Raw genomic sequence first — 16,380 nt, 5'->3', positions numbered from 1 at the left:
AACTAAGCATCACATGCACTATGTACTAAACTTGGTGCTTAGTTAAATAGGTTCAATGCTTAATATTAAGGTTGAGAGTGAGCATATAAATTATAAGTATGAATTAAATATATTTTTATATAACTATAGCAATGGTAAATTATGGATGAAATGTACATTTTAGAAAAATAAAGGAGAGGGGTTGTAAGAGAATATGAGAATACTTTACTATGATTGTTTTTCAGGTATCAGTGGAGATATGAACTTAGGAGCACTAATAGATCTTGGAGTAGATAAAGATTACTTAGTTAGTGAACTTTCAAAATTAAATATTGATGAATATAAAATAGTTATAAAAAAAGATGTGAAAAGGGGAATCGCTGGAACAAAAGTTGATGTAATTTTAAACTCAATTATTGATAATCATAAAAATCATCATCATGAGCATAATCACGAAAATCAGCACAAGCATGCTCTTAACCATCATAAGGAGCATCAGCATAGAAACTTAAAAGACATAGAAAGTTTAATAAACCTGAGCAGTTTAAGCAATAATGTTAAGGATATAAGCTTAAAGATATTTGGAAAAGTCGCTGAAGCAGAAGCAAAAGTACATAATAAAAGCCTAGAAGAAGTGCATTTTCATGAAGTTGGAGCTGTAGATTCCATAATAGACATAGTAGGAGCTGCTATTTGTTTTGATTATTTAGATATACACAAGGTAAAGTGTTCTACAGTAGAAGTAGGCTCAGGATTCGTAAAGTGTGCCCATGGTGTTCTTCCAGTTCCCGCACCTGCAACTTCAGAAATTTTAAAGAATGTACCTCTAAAATCTAATATACCATTTGAAGCAACTACTCCAACAGGAGCTGCAATTTTATCATACTTGGTTGATGAGTTTACTGATAAGAAGAACTTTAAAGTTGAAAAAATAGGTTATGGAATTGGTAATAAAGATGAAGGGGACACCCCTAATGTTTTAAGAGTATTTTTAGCAGAAGAAAATGAAAGCAGTGATAATAAAAGCATAGAAACAGCTATGGGCCTAGATACCGTAGAAGATTTTGTTGAAGATGAGGTATATATTATAGAGTGTAATATAGATGATATGAATCCAGAACTATATGAGTATATAATAGAGATACTTTTGAAACAAGGTGCCTTGGATGTTTATTTAACTCCTATAATTATGAAAAAAGGAAGACCAGGAGTTAAATTAAGTGTACTATATCACAGTGATAAAGAACATATAATTAAAGAATTAATATTAACTGAAACAACTACACTTGGTATTAGAAAATATAAAGCTCAAAGAAGTATGCTTAAAAGAAAATTTGAAAAGGTTACTACTATATACGGTGAATTTACTGTAAAAAGTGCTTACTATAATGGAAAAAGAATAAAGTGTAAGGCTGAATATGATGAATGTAAAAAGGTAGCCTTAGAAAATAACGTTAACATAAATAAAATATATAGGGAAATATGGGATAAGATTTAGTATACTCTTATAGAACTTAAAATAGAAGAGGGTGAGAATATGAATTTGGATGAGACAAGAGCTTTATTAGAGGGAGTCAAAAGTGGGGTTATAGATGTAAATGATGCTTTGAGAGAGTTGGAGGATTTACCATTTAAGGATTTAGGTTACGCAAAGATTGATAATCACAGAGAGCTTAGGGTTGGATATCCTGAAGTTATATATTGTGCAGGTAAAACTCCAGAACAAATTAGGGGTATAATAGAATTTATGCTTACTAAAGATAACAATATACTTGGGACTAGGGCGTCAGAAGAAGCTTATGAAGAGGTTAAAAAAATATGTCCAAGGGCACAATATAGCAAGGATGCAAGAGTAATTACTATAAAGAATAAAGACGTAGATATTACCAGTACATATATTGCTATAGTTACTGCGGGAACTTCGGATATTCCTGTAGCAGAAGAAGCTGCAATAACAGCTGAAATTTTTGGGAATAGAGTGGAAAGAATATATGATGTAGGAGTTGCAGGTATACATAGATTGTTTAATAAGATACAGATAATAAGAGATGCGAAAGCTATAGTGGTTGTTGCAGGCATGGAAGGGGCACTGGGTAGCGTCATTGGTGGGTTAGTAGATAAACCCGTAATAGGAGTTCCTACAAGTGTAGGTTATGGAACTAATTTTGGGGGAATTTCTGCGTTACTATCTATGCTGAATAGCTGTGCTAGCGGATTAAGTGTTGTGAATATAGATAACGGCTTTGGAGCTGGTTATATAGCTAGTATGATAAATAAATTATAGTAACTTTTAATTAGAAAAAGAGTAGGGAAAACAGGATAAAATCCACAGTCAGGAGAGTTTGTATGAATAGAATTTTAAAAAGGTTATCTGTGTTAACTTTAATAAGTATTATGGGAATAATTGTTTCTTGTGGAAAAACAGATAGTATTCCACAGGAGGACATAGTTCAGGGTAAAATTACTATATCAGCAACATCTAAAAGCGTTAACCAATTAAAGCTTGCTTCAGATAATTTTAAAAAGGTTCATCCTAAAGTAGAAATTAATATTAAAGAAAATAATAGCTTATATAACGATCTACAAAAAGGAATAAAAGAAAAGGATATAGATGCATTTTGCATAGAGGATCAATATGTGCAGTTCCTTGTAAATAAGCTACCAGGAAATTTTATGGATGTTACAGATGACGCAAATTTTTATAAGGATAAAGTTTTAAAAAATAAGTTATCTATTTTGACTGTAAAAGATAAGATATACGGGTTTCCGTGGAGTTCTTCTCCAAAGATACTTTTATACAGAAAAGATATATTTGAAAAAGAGCAAATAAATATAAATGATATAAAAACATGGAATGACTTTATAGAAATGGGTAAAAAAATAAAAGTTGATACCAATAAAAAATTTATAGGTAATATAAAAGATGAGACTAACAGCATATACACGATTCTAGCTAATGAATTAGGATTATACTATTTTAGTGCTGACGGTAAAGTGAATTTTAATTCAAAACAGTGGGAAAAAGTCTTAGCTGTATGTAAGGTGCTTTATTCTGAAGGACTAGTATATGATTTTAAATCTACTGAGGATGCAATAAAAGCTGCTGGTAAAGGCGAAGTATTTACTTTTTTAGCAGATCCATGTTTTGTTAATGAATTTATGGTGAAGTTACCTGATAACGAGGGGAACTGGGGGGTAATAAAACTTCCTGCTTTTGAACCTGGTGGAAACAATGATTCAACAGTTGGGGGAGTCAACTTTATGATAAATAAAGATACTAGTAATGCTAAGCTAGTAAAGGAATTTATAAGGTTTGCTATTACTGATGAACATACACAAATAGATGAATTAAAGTACTATGGAAACTTTTCTGTATATACTCATATATATAATCTAGTAGAATTTAATAAGACTACAGATTACTTTGAAGAAAAGGTGTGGTATTTATTTGCTCAGTCAGAAAAAGGAGCATCAATTGTAAACTATGTAAATTATTCTCCAATTATAAATGATGCTATTAAAGCAGAGCTTTCAGAAGATAACTTAAAGAGTAAGGATGTAAAGCTGATATTAGATTCACTTCAAAAAGATTATGAAAATTTATTAAAACAACCTTAATATCTAGTTTATAAAGTATTTATTTATTAAATTGCAAATAGAAATTTAATAAATAAATATTTTTCCTTGAAAAACGTTTACAAGAATACCATTATAATATATAATAAGTTTGTAGGGATTAATCATGGGGATATTAATAATATCAAGAATAAAACCTCCTGACTGGGATCGGAATGCAGTTAGGAGGTTTTATTCTATTCTTTATATAAAATTCTTTCATAGGCTTTAACTGTTGCCAAAGCAGTTTTTTCCCAAGAAAACTCTGAGGCTCTTTGTAAGGCTTTCATGCTTAGGCTCTTTCTCTCATTTTCATGGTTTAATAATTTTTCTAATGATGACACTAGTTCATCCACATCAAAAGGATCTATTAAAATGCCACCATCGCCTACCACCTCTGGTATAGATGAAATGTTAGAAGTAATTACAGGGGTACCACAACTCATAGCTTCTAATGGTGGTAATCCAAAGCCCTCATATAAGGAAGGATAAACAAATACATCACAAGCGTTATAAAATACGGGTAAAAGTTCTTCAGTAACAAATCCAGTAAATTTCACCTTTGATTCTATACCCATATCAACAATTAGCTTTTTTAGGGAGTTTCCATCTTCTTTAGTAGCACCAATTATTACAAGTTCATAATCTTGTTTTATATTTTTGTAAATCTTGGAATATGCTGAAATTAAGGATTTTACATTCTTTCTTGGACTAAATCCCCCAATATATAGTATAAAAGGTTTAGTTATATTATAAAGTTTCTTTACTATGTTCATAGAATCAATTTTATCTAAAGGCTTATATTGCTCATCTGCAGCTAAGGGTGTCACAAATATTTTTGATTCATCTATAGGAAAGAATTTAAGTATATCTCTTTTTGAACATTCTGATACGGTTAGTATTCCACTAGATATATTTATAATTTTAGGTATCTGATCAAGAAATTTAGATAAATAACCTTTGCCAACGGTTTCAGGCAAGATATAAGGTATTAAATCGTGAATAGTTACTACTGTTTTACATAAAATCTTTTCTGATATGCCTATGCCATTCTGTGGGATATGATATATATCTGCATTTTCTTTTGCTAAGTTATTTGGGAAGTAGTTCTGTTCAAAAAATTTATGATGTTTGTTTGATGTCATGATTATTTTAGTATTAGAGTGTTTATAACTATCGTAATCTGGGCCAGACCAATATATATGATATTTATGTTCTCTATGCTTGCTCACCATATATCTTAAAATTTTATCTGTATATGTGCCTATACCGGTGCCTTTATACCAGTTGACTCCTCTTGCGTCAATAGCAATTTTCATAAAAATATCTACCTCCACTTAAGACAAATTATTATCTAAATTTAAAAATGAGTCTTAACTATAATTATTATAAATAAAAATAACTATAGTTATATATTATTAATGTTATGCTAAAAGTGTGTCACTTTGCACACACATATGTAGTTATTCATATAATAAAAATATAGTAAGAACTTGGAGGAAGAGTTTTGGATATATGTGAAGTAATAAGTTCAGTTAACCATGCTTATGGAATTAACGTTAATTATATAGAAAAAATAAAAAATGTATATAAGATCCATGCAGAAGATAATCAGTACTGCCTTAAATTAATAAAGTATGATTTGGGGCATTTCTTATTTATTATATCTGCCATAAAACACCTTCAAAACAATAAATTCAAGCATATACCAAAAATAACAAAGACCAAAAATAACAAGGATTATATAGAGTTAGAAGGTAACTTTGCATACTTAACTGAATGGATTCCATCACGGCAATGTAATTATGATAATCCTGTAGATATATTGATAGCTGCATCAAAGCTAGCTGAATTACACAAAAAAAGTCAGGGATTTAATGTTGGAGAAAATATGAATCCTAGAGTAGGTTGGCTTAAGTGGCTTGAAACTTTTAAGACCAGAGGAAACGAAATATTAGACTTTAGAGACCGTATATATAAAAAAGACAAAAAAACGGAATTTGATTCCCTATATCTTAGTCTTATGGATGAGGAACTTAGTAGAGTAGAAAAGTCAATAGAAAACTTAATTAAAGGTAACTACGTAGAATTAATTAGTAAACATATGAAAAAAAAGGGATTTTGCCACCATGACTATGCAAATCACAATATTCTTATTGGAATTAATGGAGAAGTTAATGTTATTGATTTTGATTACTGTATTTTAGATACTCACTTACATGATTTAGCAAGTCTAATGATAAGACGCATGAAGCATGGAAAATGGAGCATAGATAACGCTTTATTTATTCTTGAAGCATACAATGTTGTAAATACAATAAGTACAGAGGAAATCCCTATAATGGCAGCCTTCATGGAATTTCCTCAGGATTATTGGCAAGTGGGAATACAGTACTATTGGGAAAAACAACCTTGGGAAGAGGAGTTTTTTGTGAAAAAGCTAAAGAATTTTCACGAAGATAGAGAAGATAAACAGGAATTTATAGACGAGTTCAGATTTATAAAATTTAATTGATAGTTTCAAGAAAGGGGATACAGGTATGGGACACAAAAAGGATTCCAGAGAATCTGTTAAAAAAATAGAAAAGAGAGATTTGAGATCCTACGAAAACGAATTAGAAAATCTTAAAGAATCAGTAAAACAATTAAAAAAAATTAAGAAAAGAAAAGAAGAAATTGTTAAACTAGAGAAAAAAAAGAGGAAGATGGTAAAAGAACTTAAAAATAGACATAAGTAAAGATATTAAGGAGGTTTAGATGTGTATTGTGTTAATCCTGTTGAGTGCTTCGTAAAGTATTTAGAATCTAAGGGTATAAAGCAAGTAAAGTGCTTTGAAAGTATAGATGAAAATTTTAATATAGACTATTCAGCTATAAAGAACCAAGTTGAAATTATAAGTGAATTTCACATAAAAACCTTAGGATATACAGGCTATATGAATAAAAGAATTGATAATAATATTTGGAAAGTTATAGAACAATATAAGATCTATATAAAAAGGATTGAAAAACATTTAAGATATATTGAAGATAACGGAGCAAAAAATGAGTTTGAAGAGCTTATGTTAAAGCATGGATATACATGTTTAGAAAGAGCAAAAAAGTGTATCCATAATATATATAAATGTGATTATATGAATTTAATAATGAGAAGCATGAAAAAAGCAGAAATGTGTCTTGGAAACACGTATTTTAATAATTTAAGAAAAACAGAATCTATAGAAGTTATAGATATAAATAATTGTTGTTATGATATGGTGGAAATGGACTTAGCATATTTTTTAAGTAAAATCAAGAGAAAAAAAGCGCAAGTAGATTTTTATAATTTAATAGGGTACTTTTGTAAATTAGAATCCTTAAACAATGACAGTATTGATTTTATTCTATCTATAATGTCATATCCTTATGAGTTTATTAAGTATTGTAATAGATATAGGGAAAAAGCTAAAAATTGGACAGATGAAGAATATGCTTTGAAACTAAAAAAAGCTATTATTGTGGATGGAGAGAGCCTAATTTAAAGAGGTGTTAATATGTTTGAGAGATATAAAGAGAGAAAGCACTTAAATGAGTATGATTTATGTGTAGAGTTATTTAATAGGTTTAACTTGACTGTATATGATGTAGTACCAATGAGAAGCGTGTACATGGCCTCAACTGATAAGGGAGAAAAGATACTAAAAAGGTTAGAGTATACTAAGGAAGAACTGAAATTTATATACAATGTACTAAGTTATGTAAGAGAAAGGTTCCCTAGGATAGTTGATTTTGTAAAAGGAGTAGATGGGGAAATATACACAATATGGAATGGAGATATGTATTGTGTCATGGATATAGTTGAAGGTCAGGAGTGTAACTTTAATAGCCCTATAGATTTAAGCATAGCTGCATGTGGATTAGGAGAACTTCATAGTGCTTCAGAAGGATTTAAAACTAATCTATATACAAAATATAATAATGGAAAGCTTATAGATACATCCAAAAGAAGAATTCAGGAAATGGAATTTTTTAAAAATATAGCTACTATTCATGAGAATAAAACTGAATTCGATGAAATATTTATTAATGGTGTTGACTATCATATAGAACAGATTAAGAAAAGCAATAGGTTACTGGAAGAATCCTTCTACTATAAACTTTGTAGTGAAGAAGATAAAATTACAATATGTCATAATGATTTGGCTTATCACAATATTCTAATTAGGAATGAAGAGGCCTACTTTATTGATTTCGATTATGCTATTATCGATTTGAAGGTACATGATCTTTGTAATTTTATAAATAAAGTCATAAAAAACTTTGCATTTGACATAGAGAAAGCTAATATAATAATAGATAACTATTGTACTAAAAATACTTTAAGCAGCAGAGAACTAGAAGTACTTCATGCCATGTTAACTTTTCCAGAGGACTTCTACACAATAGCAAAGGATTATTATACAAAACGTAAAGATTGGGAAGAGGAAGTTTTTTTAGACAGATTAAAAAAGAAGGTTAGTTATAAGGAAGAAAGAGAAGAATTTTTAAGTGAGTTTAAAAAGAATATAAATTAAAAAAACAAAAATGCTGCTTTAGAATGCATAAAAGCAGCATCTTTTAATGACTAAGCACTAATAAAAATTCTAAGTATATAAAATAATATAGATAACCATGCCCGAAATTTATCTTATACTTCGGAATATGCTGCCAAACTTCGGCACGTTAAAAACTTTTAATCAGTCTAAAGTTCGTGTTTTGAGCAGAGAGCCAAAATCTGTGATTTTGTGCGAATCGCTTACTCCTCTGACGTAAGGAAGAGGAGTTTCATATAAAATCTAAGAATCTTTGATAAACTCGTACCTCAGTCCGGACCAACTTATCAATTACCATTGATAAGTCGCTCGTTGAAAGCCATTTAGGCTTTCAACCATATCAAAGCTCCTAAGATTTTCAAAAAACACTTCACTAAGACTGATAAAAAAGTTTTTAAAAGTGCCATCAGTTTTGGCAGCATATTCCTACGTATAAGTTAAATTTAAGCTGTGGGTATCTATATTAGGATCTAACGATAATTAGTAAATTGAAGATCTAAGTCAAAATCTTTTGCTTTAAGAGCTTGAATAACTTGTTGTAAATCGTCTTTTTTAGAACTAGTTACACGAACCTTATCATCCATAACTTGTGCTTGAACTTTAAGTTTTAAATTCTTTATGTATGCTGTTACTTCTTTGGCCTTATCTTTATTTAGTCCTTTTTTGATTTCTATAGTCTGCTTTAAGGTACCACCAGCAGCACCTTCAATTTTTCCTGGATCAAGAGATTTTATAGACACACCTCTTTTAATCATTTTACCTTTTAAAATGTCCAGCATAGCATTAATTTTGTAATCATCTTCTGCCGTTAGCTTAAGTGAATCCTCTTCAAGGGTTATTTGAGCTTTGCTCCCTTTAAAATCATATCTCTGGCTTATTTCCTTTATTGCTTGGTTAACTGAATTATCCATTTCTTGCATATCTACTTCCGAAACGATGTCGAAAGAACTATCCTTTGCCATGAGTGAACCACCTTTCTTAAAAAATTTTCATATGTTATTATACATGAAATTTTATATTATAGTAAATAATGGCTGAAGCAAAATTATTGGAAATATAAATATACCTCAACCATTAAAGTAACGTTATCTAAATTTTATAAATTAGTTCTCCATTATTTTACTATAAGCAGCTATAGTATCCATCGCGGTTTTAGACCAATTTAATTCAGAGGATTTGGTTATGCCTGATAAAATTAATTTTTTACGCAGTTCATCATCTAGTAAGACAGTAAGCATGGAATAACAGAGTTCATCTATATCTTTAGGGTTAACTAGAAGAGCACTTTCTCCTAGAATCTCGGGTATAGAGGTAACATTAGAAGCTATAACAGGAACTCCACAAGACATAGCTTCAATTGGTGGAAGTCCAAAACCTTCATAAAATGAAGGATAGACAAATAATTTTGAGGCATTATACAAATATGGTAAGTGGTTTATAGAAATAAATCCTGGAAACACTACCTTATCTAAGATATTAAGCTCTCCAGCACGATTCCTATAAGTACTATAAGATTTACCTTTTTGACCTGCGATAACTAGTTTAATATCCTTCTTATAAATAGATATAAGTTTGCTGAAACTTTCTAGAAGACCAATTATATTCTTTCGTGGACTAAAACCTCCAACATAAAGTATAAATTCCCCTTCTATTGAATAATATCTTCTTACAAGGTCACAGCTTGTTTCTTTGTCTAAAGGTTTGTATATATCCTCACTTGCTAAATAGGTTACATATACTTTATCCTTTGGAAAACTAAAAAAATTAACGATATCATTCTTTGAATACTCAGAAACTGTAATTATTCCATCACATTTAGCTACTATATTAGGCATGTTTTCACGAAAGATTTTTAAAAATCTTTCACCAACAGTTTCGGGCATCTTGTGAGGAATTATATCATGTAGAGTAATAACAAAACGACAGTTCTTTTCTTCAGGAAGTCCAACTCCATTTTGAGGGACATGATAAAGTTCTATATTCATATTTTTAAGTATATTAGGAATGTTAACTTCATCCCAAAAGTTATCTTTTTTACCTTCTGTAATATTATTTAATTTAAAGTTATTTTTAAAACATAAATCATGTTTACTTTCTTCGGGCATAAAAAGTGAGTAGTTATTTATATTATCAATTTTATTTAAATAATTTATTAGCTGGTAAGTATAAGTTCCAATTCCCGTTCCCCTATACCATTTAGCTGCACGTCCATCGATTCCTATCTGCATACAACTATCCCTTTCGAACTTATTATAATTTATTATATTAAACTTAATTTAAAAGTGTTAATAATCTTCTAAATTAAATGAATGATTCATATAAATTATATAGGGGTGATTAACATGATGAGAGAATTTGAAATAGAAAGACAATTTGACATCAAAATTGAAAGCATAAAGCCTAATAGAGGAGTATATCTCGTCAAAACAGACAAGGGATTGAAATGTCTAAAAAAAATAAATTATGGTACTCAAAAGCTCTTATTTGTATATGGGGCTAAAGAGCATTTAATAAATAATGGTTTTCCAAGAGTGGATAGGTATTGTATAAATATGGAAGGAAATCCATATGCCCTTGTTAACGAAGATATTTATACTCTTTCTGAATGGATCGAAGGAAGAGAATGTGATTTTAAGAGTAGAGAAGATTTAATAGAAGCATCTAAAAGTTTAGCTTATATGCATTTAGCATCGAAAGGTTATGAACCACCTGATAATAGTAAGTTAAAGACTGATTTAGGAAGATGGCCTAATCTTATGGAGAAAAGAGTTAAATCTCTTGATAAGATGAAAGATATGGGAAGAAAGAAGAGTAATAAAGCTAACTTTGATTTAAACTACACAAAAGTTGTTCAGTTTTATAAAGATATAGGTAAAAGAGCTATTAATGTATTATCAAATTCAAATTATATGGATTTATGTAGGATAACGGAAGAGGAAAAAGGTTTTTGTCACCACGATTATACCTACCATAATATAATAATTGATAACCAGGAAAATGTTAATATAATAGACTTTGATTATTGTAAACGAGAAATAAGAACATACGATATATCAAATTTTATAATAAAGGTATTAAAGAGATCCAATTGGAACATTGAATTTGCCGAGCTAATTATTAATTCCTATAACGAGGTAAGCAAATTAAAAGAAGAAGAGTATAGAATATTATTTGCGTTTCTATTATTTCCACAGCGTTTTTGGAGGCTTGCTAATAGATATTACTATAATGAAACAAATTGGCCTTCAAATACCTTTAATAACAAGATAGAGGAACTAATTTCTGAGCAGGAAAAGTATATAGATTTTATCAATGATTTTAAGAGAGTATATGAACAAAAAGAAGATAGTACAACTTAAATTTAAAATAGGCACATAGTCACAGTTAATACTATGACAGTGCCTATTTTTGTTTTTCACCTGCCTAAATTTAGAGACATAGGCAGGTATAGAGTGCTAGGGTGGAAACTTAACTTACACCACCGAATATGTTGCCAAACTTCAGCACGTTAAAACTTTTAATCAGTCTAAAGTTCGTGTTTAAGCAGAGAGCCAAAATCTGTGATTTTGTGCGAATCGGTTAAGCAGACATACAAAATCTGTGATTTTGATATGGTGGCTTACTCTGTGAGTACTACTCTGACCATAGGAAGAGTAGTTTCATAATAGATTTAAAAGAACCTTATATATGGTGAAAAGCCATTCAGGCTTTTCACCATATATAAGGTTCTAAGATTTTCTAAAACACTTCACTAAGACTGATAAAAAAGTTTTTAAATGTGCTTCAGTTTTGTCAACATATTCCTACGTATAAGTTAAGTTTCAAGTTAGGCCCCCTATAATAATTAAGGGTTAACATCAGATAGGTAATAAACTATTCACTATAACTAGATTAAGGGCATATTATATAATCAGGATTTCTAATTTGGAGATGTATAATATGAAAATAGGTGATGTAGTAGTAAGAAAATCTTATGGAAAAGATATTACTTTTAAAATTATCGATATCAAAGAACAAGGAAATAATATTATATATTCATTAAAAGGAATAAATTTAAGGATAATTGCAGATGCTGTTGAAGATGACTTAGAAACTGTTAAAGATAACTTAGCAACTAGAAGTGAGGAAATGTTTAATAAAAAAGTTAACAATTCAATAAAAAATATATTAATAAAAAGGTCAGGTTATAGAGGAGGAAGTAGTGAGGGATACAGAAGCGAGTTTAGGGTAGTTAAGCCATCTTTGAATAATGAATTAGCTTTTGGAAGACCGGGAAAGATACTCCACGTAGATGGAGATATAGAATATTTAGACGTATGTCTTAAGGTATATAAACAGTTAATGCTTGATGTGGTTGGCCAGCATGTTTCAGAAAAAGAACAACCTAAGGTTATATTGGATCTAGTAAAACAACTTAGACCAGATATAGTCGTAATAACAGGTCATGATTCTATAGCAAAAGGTCTAGTAGATTACACTGATTTAAACAACTATAAAAACTCTAAGTATTTTGTTGAAGCTGTATCAGAGCTTAGGAGTTACGAATCTAATTATGATGACTTGGTTATTTTTGCTGGAGCATGTCAATCATGTTATGAAGCTATATTAGATGCTGGTGCTAATTTTGCCAGTTCTCCAAGTAGGGTACTTATACATTGTCTAGATCCTGTATTTTTATGCGAAAAAATAGCTTATTCTAATATAGAAAAAGTAGTGTCAATAAAAGAGGGGCTTGAAAACACTATTACAGGAATTAAAGGTATTGGAGGTCTTCAAACTAGAGGTAAGTATAGGGAAGGATTTCCTAAGTCTCAGTATATATAATTTTTAAATTTTAAAATATATTGTATATATGAATAACTTAAGGGCACAATACTTAAAGTAGTGACATTATTAATATTTATTTTCGTTAACAAAAAATTAATATTGACAAAACAAATTGTTAACTGATAAAATAATAAGTTTATTTGACATTATATATATTAAGATATATAATATAAAATGTGGAAAGAGGGTGTTCTATGTGGAAAAGATAAATGTATTGGCTTCAATCAGAAAAAATATTGAAGACCATGTTGGCGACAAGGTAACTCTAAAAGCAAATGGTGGCAGAAGAAAGATTTTTGTAAATAAAGGAATAATTGAAAAGGCCTACCCTAGTATATTTGTAATTAGATTAGATAACGACACCCAAAGGAAAGTGACTTATAGCTATTCAGACGTCTTAACTAAGACTGTCCAATTGGTTTTTGCTGTATAAAGTCAGTACTATATTATAGTACTGACTTTTTTTCTATCATAAACATAAATAAAAGAAAGATGGTGGGTTTCCATCTTTCAACTATGGTATAAAAGGGTATTGAGAATTTATGAGAGGTTATATGGTCAACAACCATTTTTAATGTTACGTCAAAATTCTGCAAATGTCAATATTAATAGACATAATAATTGCATTAATTAAATAAGATATTAAAAATAATGAAGAATATTGTAATAAAATACTAGTAGTTTATATGTTAATCTAACTAAATAAACTATTTAAATTTATCATATTTCTCTTATGAAAGTTATATAAATAAATAGTAGGTTTTATGGGAGGGATATGTAATATGGCATTAGATTTAATTAGAGAAAATATAGAATGTGAACAATTACTCGGTGAAAATTTTTCTAATACAGTAGTAAAAGCGGAGTATGTAATACCTGATACTCATCCAGATGTAACTGAAATTTTAATGCTTGATGCTAAGCCAACTATTGTAAGTACCGAGGTTATACAAGATAAGGTTTTTGTAGATGGTCAAATTGAGTATACAGTACTTTATTTAGCTAAAGAAGATGAAGGTACAGGCATTTATAGTACAACTTACGTAGGTAAGTTCTCAAATTATGTAGAAATTACAGGTGCAGAACATAAAATGCTAGGCGATTCTGGTTGCTATATTGAACATATAGAATGCATGATAGTTAACGAAAGAAAAATAGCAGTTGAAGGTATTATAAATTTGAAGGCAGAAGTATATAAAAATTATGAGTTTGAAGTAATTAAAGATGTTACAGGATCTAAGGATGTTCAAATGCTTAAAAACCCAGCAACTATAGATAAAATAGTTGGTACGGTATCAGGAGATTTAGTAGCAAAATCTAATATACAAATACCTGCAGAAAATCCGCAAATAGGTAGTATACTTAAACGTGACATAAATGTTCGTAGAAAAGATGTTAGAATATTAGAAGGAAAGATTGAAGTAGAGGCTTCAGCGCTTATAACTTTATTATATAGAGGCAAGGATACCAAAGATATAATTTATGTGGAAGATGATGTAACTATAAGTAAAGAACTAGACTTAGAAGGTGTAAATCCAACTATGGATAGCTACACAGATTTTAGGGTTGATGCAATAGAGTTTAATATTAAAGAGGATGATTTAGGAGAAAATAGGATAGTTGATATAGAGGCTTTAATAAAATCTAATACTAAAGTTATATACAAAGAAGAGATGGATATTATAGAAGATGCCTATTCTCCATCATCCTTGATGAATATGAATAAAAAGGATTATGAGCTAAATGTAATGCATGGACACGCAACTAATCAGGCTATAGTAAAAGCTAGTATAGAACTAGATAATAATGCACCTAAGGTATCCGAAATTATTATGAGTTGTGGCAAGGTATGTATAACAGATAAGAAGTTGGTTGAGGATAAGCTTATAATGGATGGAGTATTAAATACTCAAGTATTATATAAAACTAATGATGAAAAAAAGCCTGTATATACAGTCAGTGAAGAAATACCATTTAGTTCTTCGGTAGAGATACCAGGATGTAAAATTGATATGCAAAGCGTTGCTAAAGTATTTTTAGAGAACTTAGAAGCATCCATAGAAGCTAATACTATAGCTATAAAGGCTCTAGTTAATGTATATGGAAGAGTAAACTACGTTACGCATAAGGAGTTTTTAGTAGATGTAGTACCTGTAGAAGGAGAATTGCCTAAAAAGAAAGCCAGTCTTACAATTTATGTAGTACAACATGGGGATACAGTTTGGAAGATTTCTAAGAAGTACTACACAACTATAGATGACTTAGTAAAATTAAATTCTATAGAAGATCCAGATGTAATAAAAGCTGGAGATAAACTTATTATACCTGGAAGAGCTATAATATAAGATATCTAATTTAAATTATATATCTTTAGCTTTCAAAACTTATTGAATTTGTATAAAAAAACCTATATAAGATAAACATAAACTTCGGTAGCCCAACTACTGAAGTTTTATTTATGTATAACAATTTAAAATATGGAAAAAATATAAAATATCCATTAGAAGGGGTGTATGCTATTGGAAGAAAAACTACAAGGTAATTTAATAATAATAGGAGGAGCAGAAGATAAAAAAGGTGATAAATTTATACTAAAAGAAGTGTGTAGTAAGTTAGATAAAGAAAATGATAACCTTGTTATAGCAACAGTTGCATCTGAATTACCTGAAGAGTTAGGTCATGAATACAAAGATATATTTCAAGGTCTTGGAGTTAAAAATATAAATATATTAAATATTATAGAAAGAGAAGATGCTTATGATAAAAATAATATTGGAATTATAGATGATGCTTCTTTAATTTTTTTCACAGGTGGAGATCAGCTTAGAATAACGAGTTTGATAGGTGGTACACCGCTTTATACTAAAATGAAGGAGTTATATAAATCTGGGTGTGTTTTTGTGGGTACTTCTGCTGGTGCATCTGTTATGAGTGATACTATGGTAGTTACTGGACCAAGTGATGATTCGCCTAAGAAGTGCACATTAAAAATGGCTCCAGGACTAGGTTTGATTAAAGATGTAATTATAGATCAACATTTTGCACAAAGGGGGAGAATAGGAAGATTATTAGTTGGAATAGCTGAAAATCCTCAAAGCTTAGGTATAGGAATAGATGAGGATACGGCTATTGTAGTTAGTGATGATGCCGAATTCAAAGTTATAGGGTCAGGAGCAGTATATGTTATAGACGGAAGCAATATAACACATAGTAATGTATCTGAACAGTATCCAGATGAGAACTTATCTATTTTTAATTTAAGATTATCTGTTCTGAAATCTGGAGATAAGTTTGATTTAAGTAAAAAAGAAGCTCAGTGTGGAGAAAGATTTCAACAATTAAAATATAAAAATGTAGAACAACAGAGCCGATGAGAAAAAGAGGAGGA

General features: G+C 29.8%; 15 protein-coding genes. 12 read left to right on the top strand and 3 right to left on the bottom strand.

Going from position 1 to position 16,380, the window contains the following annotated elements:
- Positions 1–193: 193 nt before the first annotated feature.
- From larC to HGI79_RS06195, 3 genes are all read left to right on the top strand, one after another.
- On the top strand, positions 194–1,477 hold the full coding sequence (gene larC / locus HGI79_RS06205) for a nickel pincer cofactor biosynthesis protein LarC (protein ID WP_185649798.1): 1,284 nt from the start codon (positions 194–196) through the stop codon (positions 1,475–1,477).
- A gap of 39 nt (positions 1,478–1,516) precedes the next feature.
- Positions 1,517–2,263, top strand: a complete 747-nt coding sequence (gene larB, locus HGI79_RS06200; protein ID WP_185649797.1) for a nickel pincer cofactor biosynthesis protein LarB — start codon at positions 1,517–1,519, stop codon at positions 2,261–2,263.
- A 62-nt stretch (positions 2,264–2,325) separates the two neighbouring features.
- Positions 2,326–3,597, top strand: a complete 1,272-nt coding sequence (locus HGI79_RS06195; RefSeq protein ID WP_185649796.1) for an ABC transporter substrate-binding protein — start codon at positions 2,326–2,328, stop codon at positions 3,595–3,597.
- 194 nt (positions 3,598–3,791) lie between these two features.
- Here HGI79_RS06195 and HGI79_RS06190 read toward each other — a convergent pair whose 3' ends face one another.
- A complete protein-coding gene (locus HGI79_RS06190; RefSeq protein WP_185649795.1) occupies positions 3,792–4,913 on the bottom strand; it encodes a glycosyltransferase family 1 protein in 1,122 nt (373 codons plus the stop codon).
- 188 nt (positions 4,914–5,101) lie between these two features.
- Between HGI79_RS06190 and HGI79_RS06185 the strand changes: the two genes are divergently transcribed.
- From HGI79_RS06185 to HGI79_RS06170, 4 genes are read left to right on the top strand one after another with little or no spacing between them, the layout of a single operon-like run.
- Positions 5,102–6,109: a CotS family spore coat protein gene (locus tag HGI79_RS06185; RefSeq protein WP_185649794.1), complete on the top strand. Its 1,008-nt coding sequence runs from the start codon at positions 5,102–5,104 to the stop codon at positions 6,107–6,109.
- A 25-nt stretch (positions 6,110–6,134) separates the two neighbouring features.
- On the top strand, positions 6,135–6,332 hold the full coding sequence (locus HGI79_RS06180) for a hypothetical protein (RefSeq protein ID WP_185649793.1): 198 nt from the start codon (positions 6,135–6,137) through the stop codon (positions 6,330–6,332).
- Positions 6,333–6,353: 21 nt separating this feature from the next.
- On the top strand, positions 6,354–7,115 hold the full coding sequence (locus HGI79_RS06175; protein ID WP_185649792.1) for a spore coat protein: 762 nt from the start codon (positions 6,354–6,356) through the stop codon (positions 7,113–7,115).
- Positions 7,116–7,127: 12 nt separating this feature from the next.
- Positions 7,128–8,147: a CotS family spore coat protein gene (locus tag HGI79_RS06170; RefSeq protein ID WP_185649791.1), complete on the top strand. Its 1,020-nt coding sequence runs from the start codon at positions 7,128–7,130 to the stop codon at positions 8,145–8,147.
- A 488-nt stretch (positions 8,148–8,635) separates the two neighbouring features.
- Here HGI79_RS06170 and HGI79_RS06165 read toward each other — a convergent pair whose 3' ends face one another.
- Together HGI79_RS06165 and HGI79_RS06160 are read right to left on the bottom strand one after the other, a co-directional pair.
- Entirely contained in the window at positions 8,636–9,127 is a 492-nt protein-coding gene (locus HGI79_RS06165) for a YajQ family cyclic di-GMP-binding protein (RefSeq protein WP_185649790.1), read from the bottom strand.
- A 141-nt stretch (positions 9,128–9,268) separates the two neighbouring features.
- Positions 9,269–10,393 carry a glycosyltransferase family 1 protein gene (locus tag HGI79_RS06160; protein ID WP_185649789.1) on the bottom strand — a complete coding sequence of 375 codons (1,125 nt, stop codon included), beginning with the start codon at positions 10,391–10,393 and terminating at the stop codon, positions 9,269–9,271.
- A gap of 114 nt (positions 10,394–10,507) precedes the next feature.
- Here HGI79_RS06160 and HGI79_RS06155 point away from each other — a divergent pair, with 114 nt between their 5' ends.
- From HGI79_RS06155 to HGI79_RS06135, 5 genes are all read left to right on the top strand, one after another.
- On the top strand, positions 10,508–11,524 hold the full coding sequence (locus HGI79_RS06155; protein WP_185649788.1) for a CotS family spore coat protein: 1,017 nt from the start codon (positions 10,508–10,510) through the stop codon (positions 11,522–11,524).
- A gap of 580 nt (positions 11,525–12,104) precedes the next feature.
- On the top strand, positions 12,105–12,989 hold the full coding sequence (gene yabG, locus HGI79_RS06150; protein WP_185649787.1) for a sporulation peptidase YabG: 885 nt from the start codon (positions 12,105–12,107) through the stop codon (positions 12,987–12,989).
- Positions 12,990–13,188: 199 nt separating this feature from the next.
- Positions 13,189–13,425: a Veg family protein gene (locus HGI79_RS06145; protein WP_185649811.1), complete on the top strand. Its 237-nt coding sequence runs from the start codon at positions 13,189–13,191 to the stop codon at positions 13,423–13,425.
- 349 nt (positions 13,426–13,774) lie between these two features.
- Positions 13,775–15,337 carry an SPOCS domain-containing protein gene (locus tag HGI79_RS06140; RefSeq protein WP_185649786.1) on the top strand — a complete coding sequence of 521 codons (1,563 nt, stop codon included), beginning with the start codon at positions 13,775–13,777 and terminating at the stop codon, positions 15,335–15,337.
- 174 nt (positions 15,338–15,511) lie between these two features.
- Positions 15,512–16,366 carry a cyanophycinase gene (locus tag HGI79_RS06135; RefSeq protein WP_185649785.1) on the top strand — a complete coding sequence of 285 codons (855 nt, stop codon included), beginning with the start codon at positions 15,512–15,514 and terminating at the stop codon, positions 16,364–16,366.
- Positions 16,367–16,380 lie beyond the last annotated feature (14 nt).

The organism is Clostridium sp. DJ247 (assembly GCF_014231265.1).
The sequence above is the reverse complement of the archived record's forward strand: the minus strand, read 5'-3'. Positions and strand labels throughout refer to the sequence as shown.

What these genes read in the sequence shown, in the direction of transcription:
- HGI79_RS06165 (WP_185649790.1), bottom strand. Translation starts at nt 9,127, where the DNA reads ATGGCAAAGGATAGTTCTTTCGACATCGTTTCGGAAGTAGATATGCAA.
- yabG (WP_185649787.1), top strand. Translation starts at nt 12,105, where the DNA reads ATGAAAATAGGTGATGTAGTAGTAAGAAAATCTTATGGAAAAGATATT.
- HGI79_RS06170 (WP_185649791.1), top strand. Translation starts at nt 7,128, where the DNA reads ATGTTTGAGAGATATAAAGAGAGAAAGCACTTAAATGAGTATGATTTA.
- HGI79_RS06160 (WP_185649789.1), bottom strand. Translation starts at nt 10,393, where the DNA reads ATGCAGATAGGAATCGATGGACGTGCAGCTAAATGGTATAGGGGAACG.
- larB (WP_185649797.1), top strand. Translation starts at nt 1,517, where the DNA reads ATGAATTTGGATGAGACAAGAGCTTTATTAGAGGGAGTCAAAAGTGGG.
- HGI79_RS06195 (WP_185649796.1), top strand. Translation starts at nt 2,326, where the DNA reads ATGAATAGAATTTTAAAAAGGTTATCTGTGTTAACTTTAATAAGTATT.
- HGI79_RS06155 (WP_185649788.1), top strand. Translation starts at nt 10,508, where the DNA reads ATGATGAGAGAATTTGAAATAGAAAGACAATTTGACATCAAAATTGAA.
- HGI79_RS06190 (WP_185649795.1), bottom strand. Translation starts at nt 4,913, where the DNA reads ATGAAAATTGCTATTGACGCAAGAGGAGTCAACTGGTATAAAGGCACC.
- HGI79_RS06140 (WP_185649786.1), top strand. Translation starts at nt 13,775, where the DNA reads ATGGCATTAGATTTAATTAGAGAAAATATAGAATGTGAACAATTACTC.
- larC (WP_185649798.1), top strand. Translation starts at nt 194, where the DNA reads ATGAGAATACTTTACTATGATTGTTTTTCAGGTATCAGTGGAGATATG.
- HGI79_RS06180 (WP_185649793.1), top strand. Translation starts at nt 6,135, where the DNA reads ATGGGACACAAAAAGGATTCCAGAGAATCTGTTAAAAAAATAGAAAAG.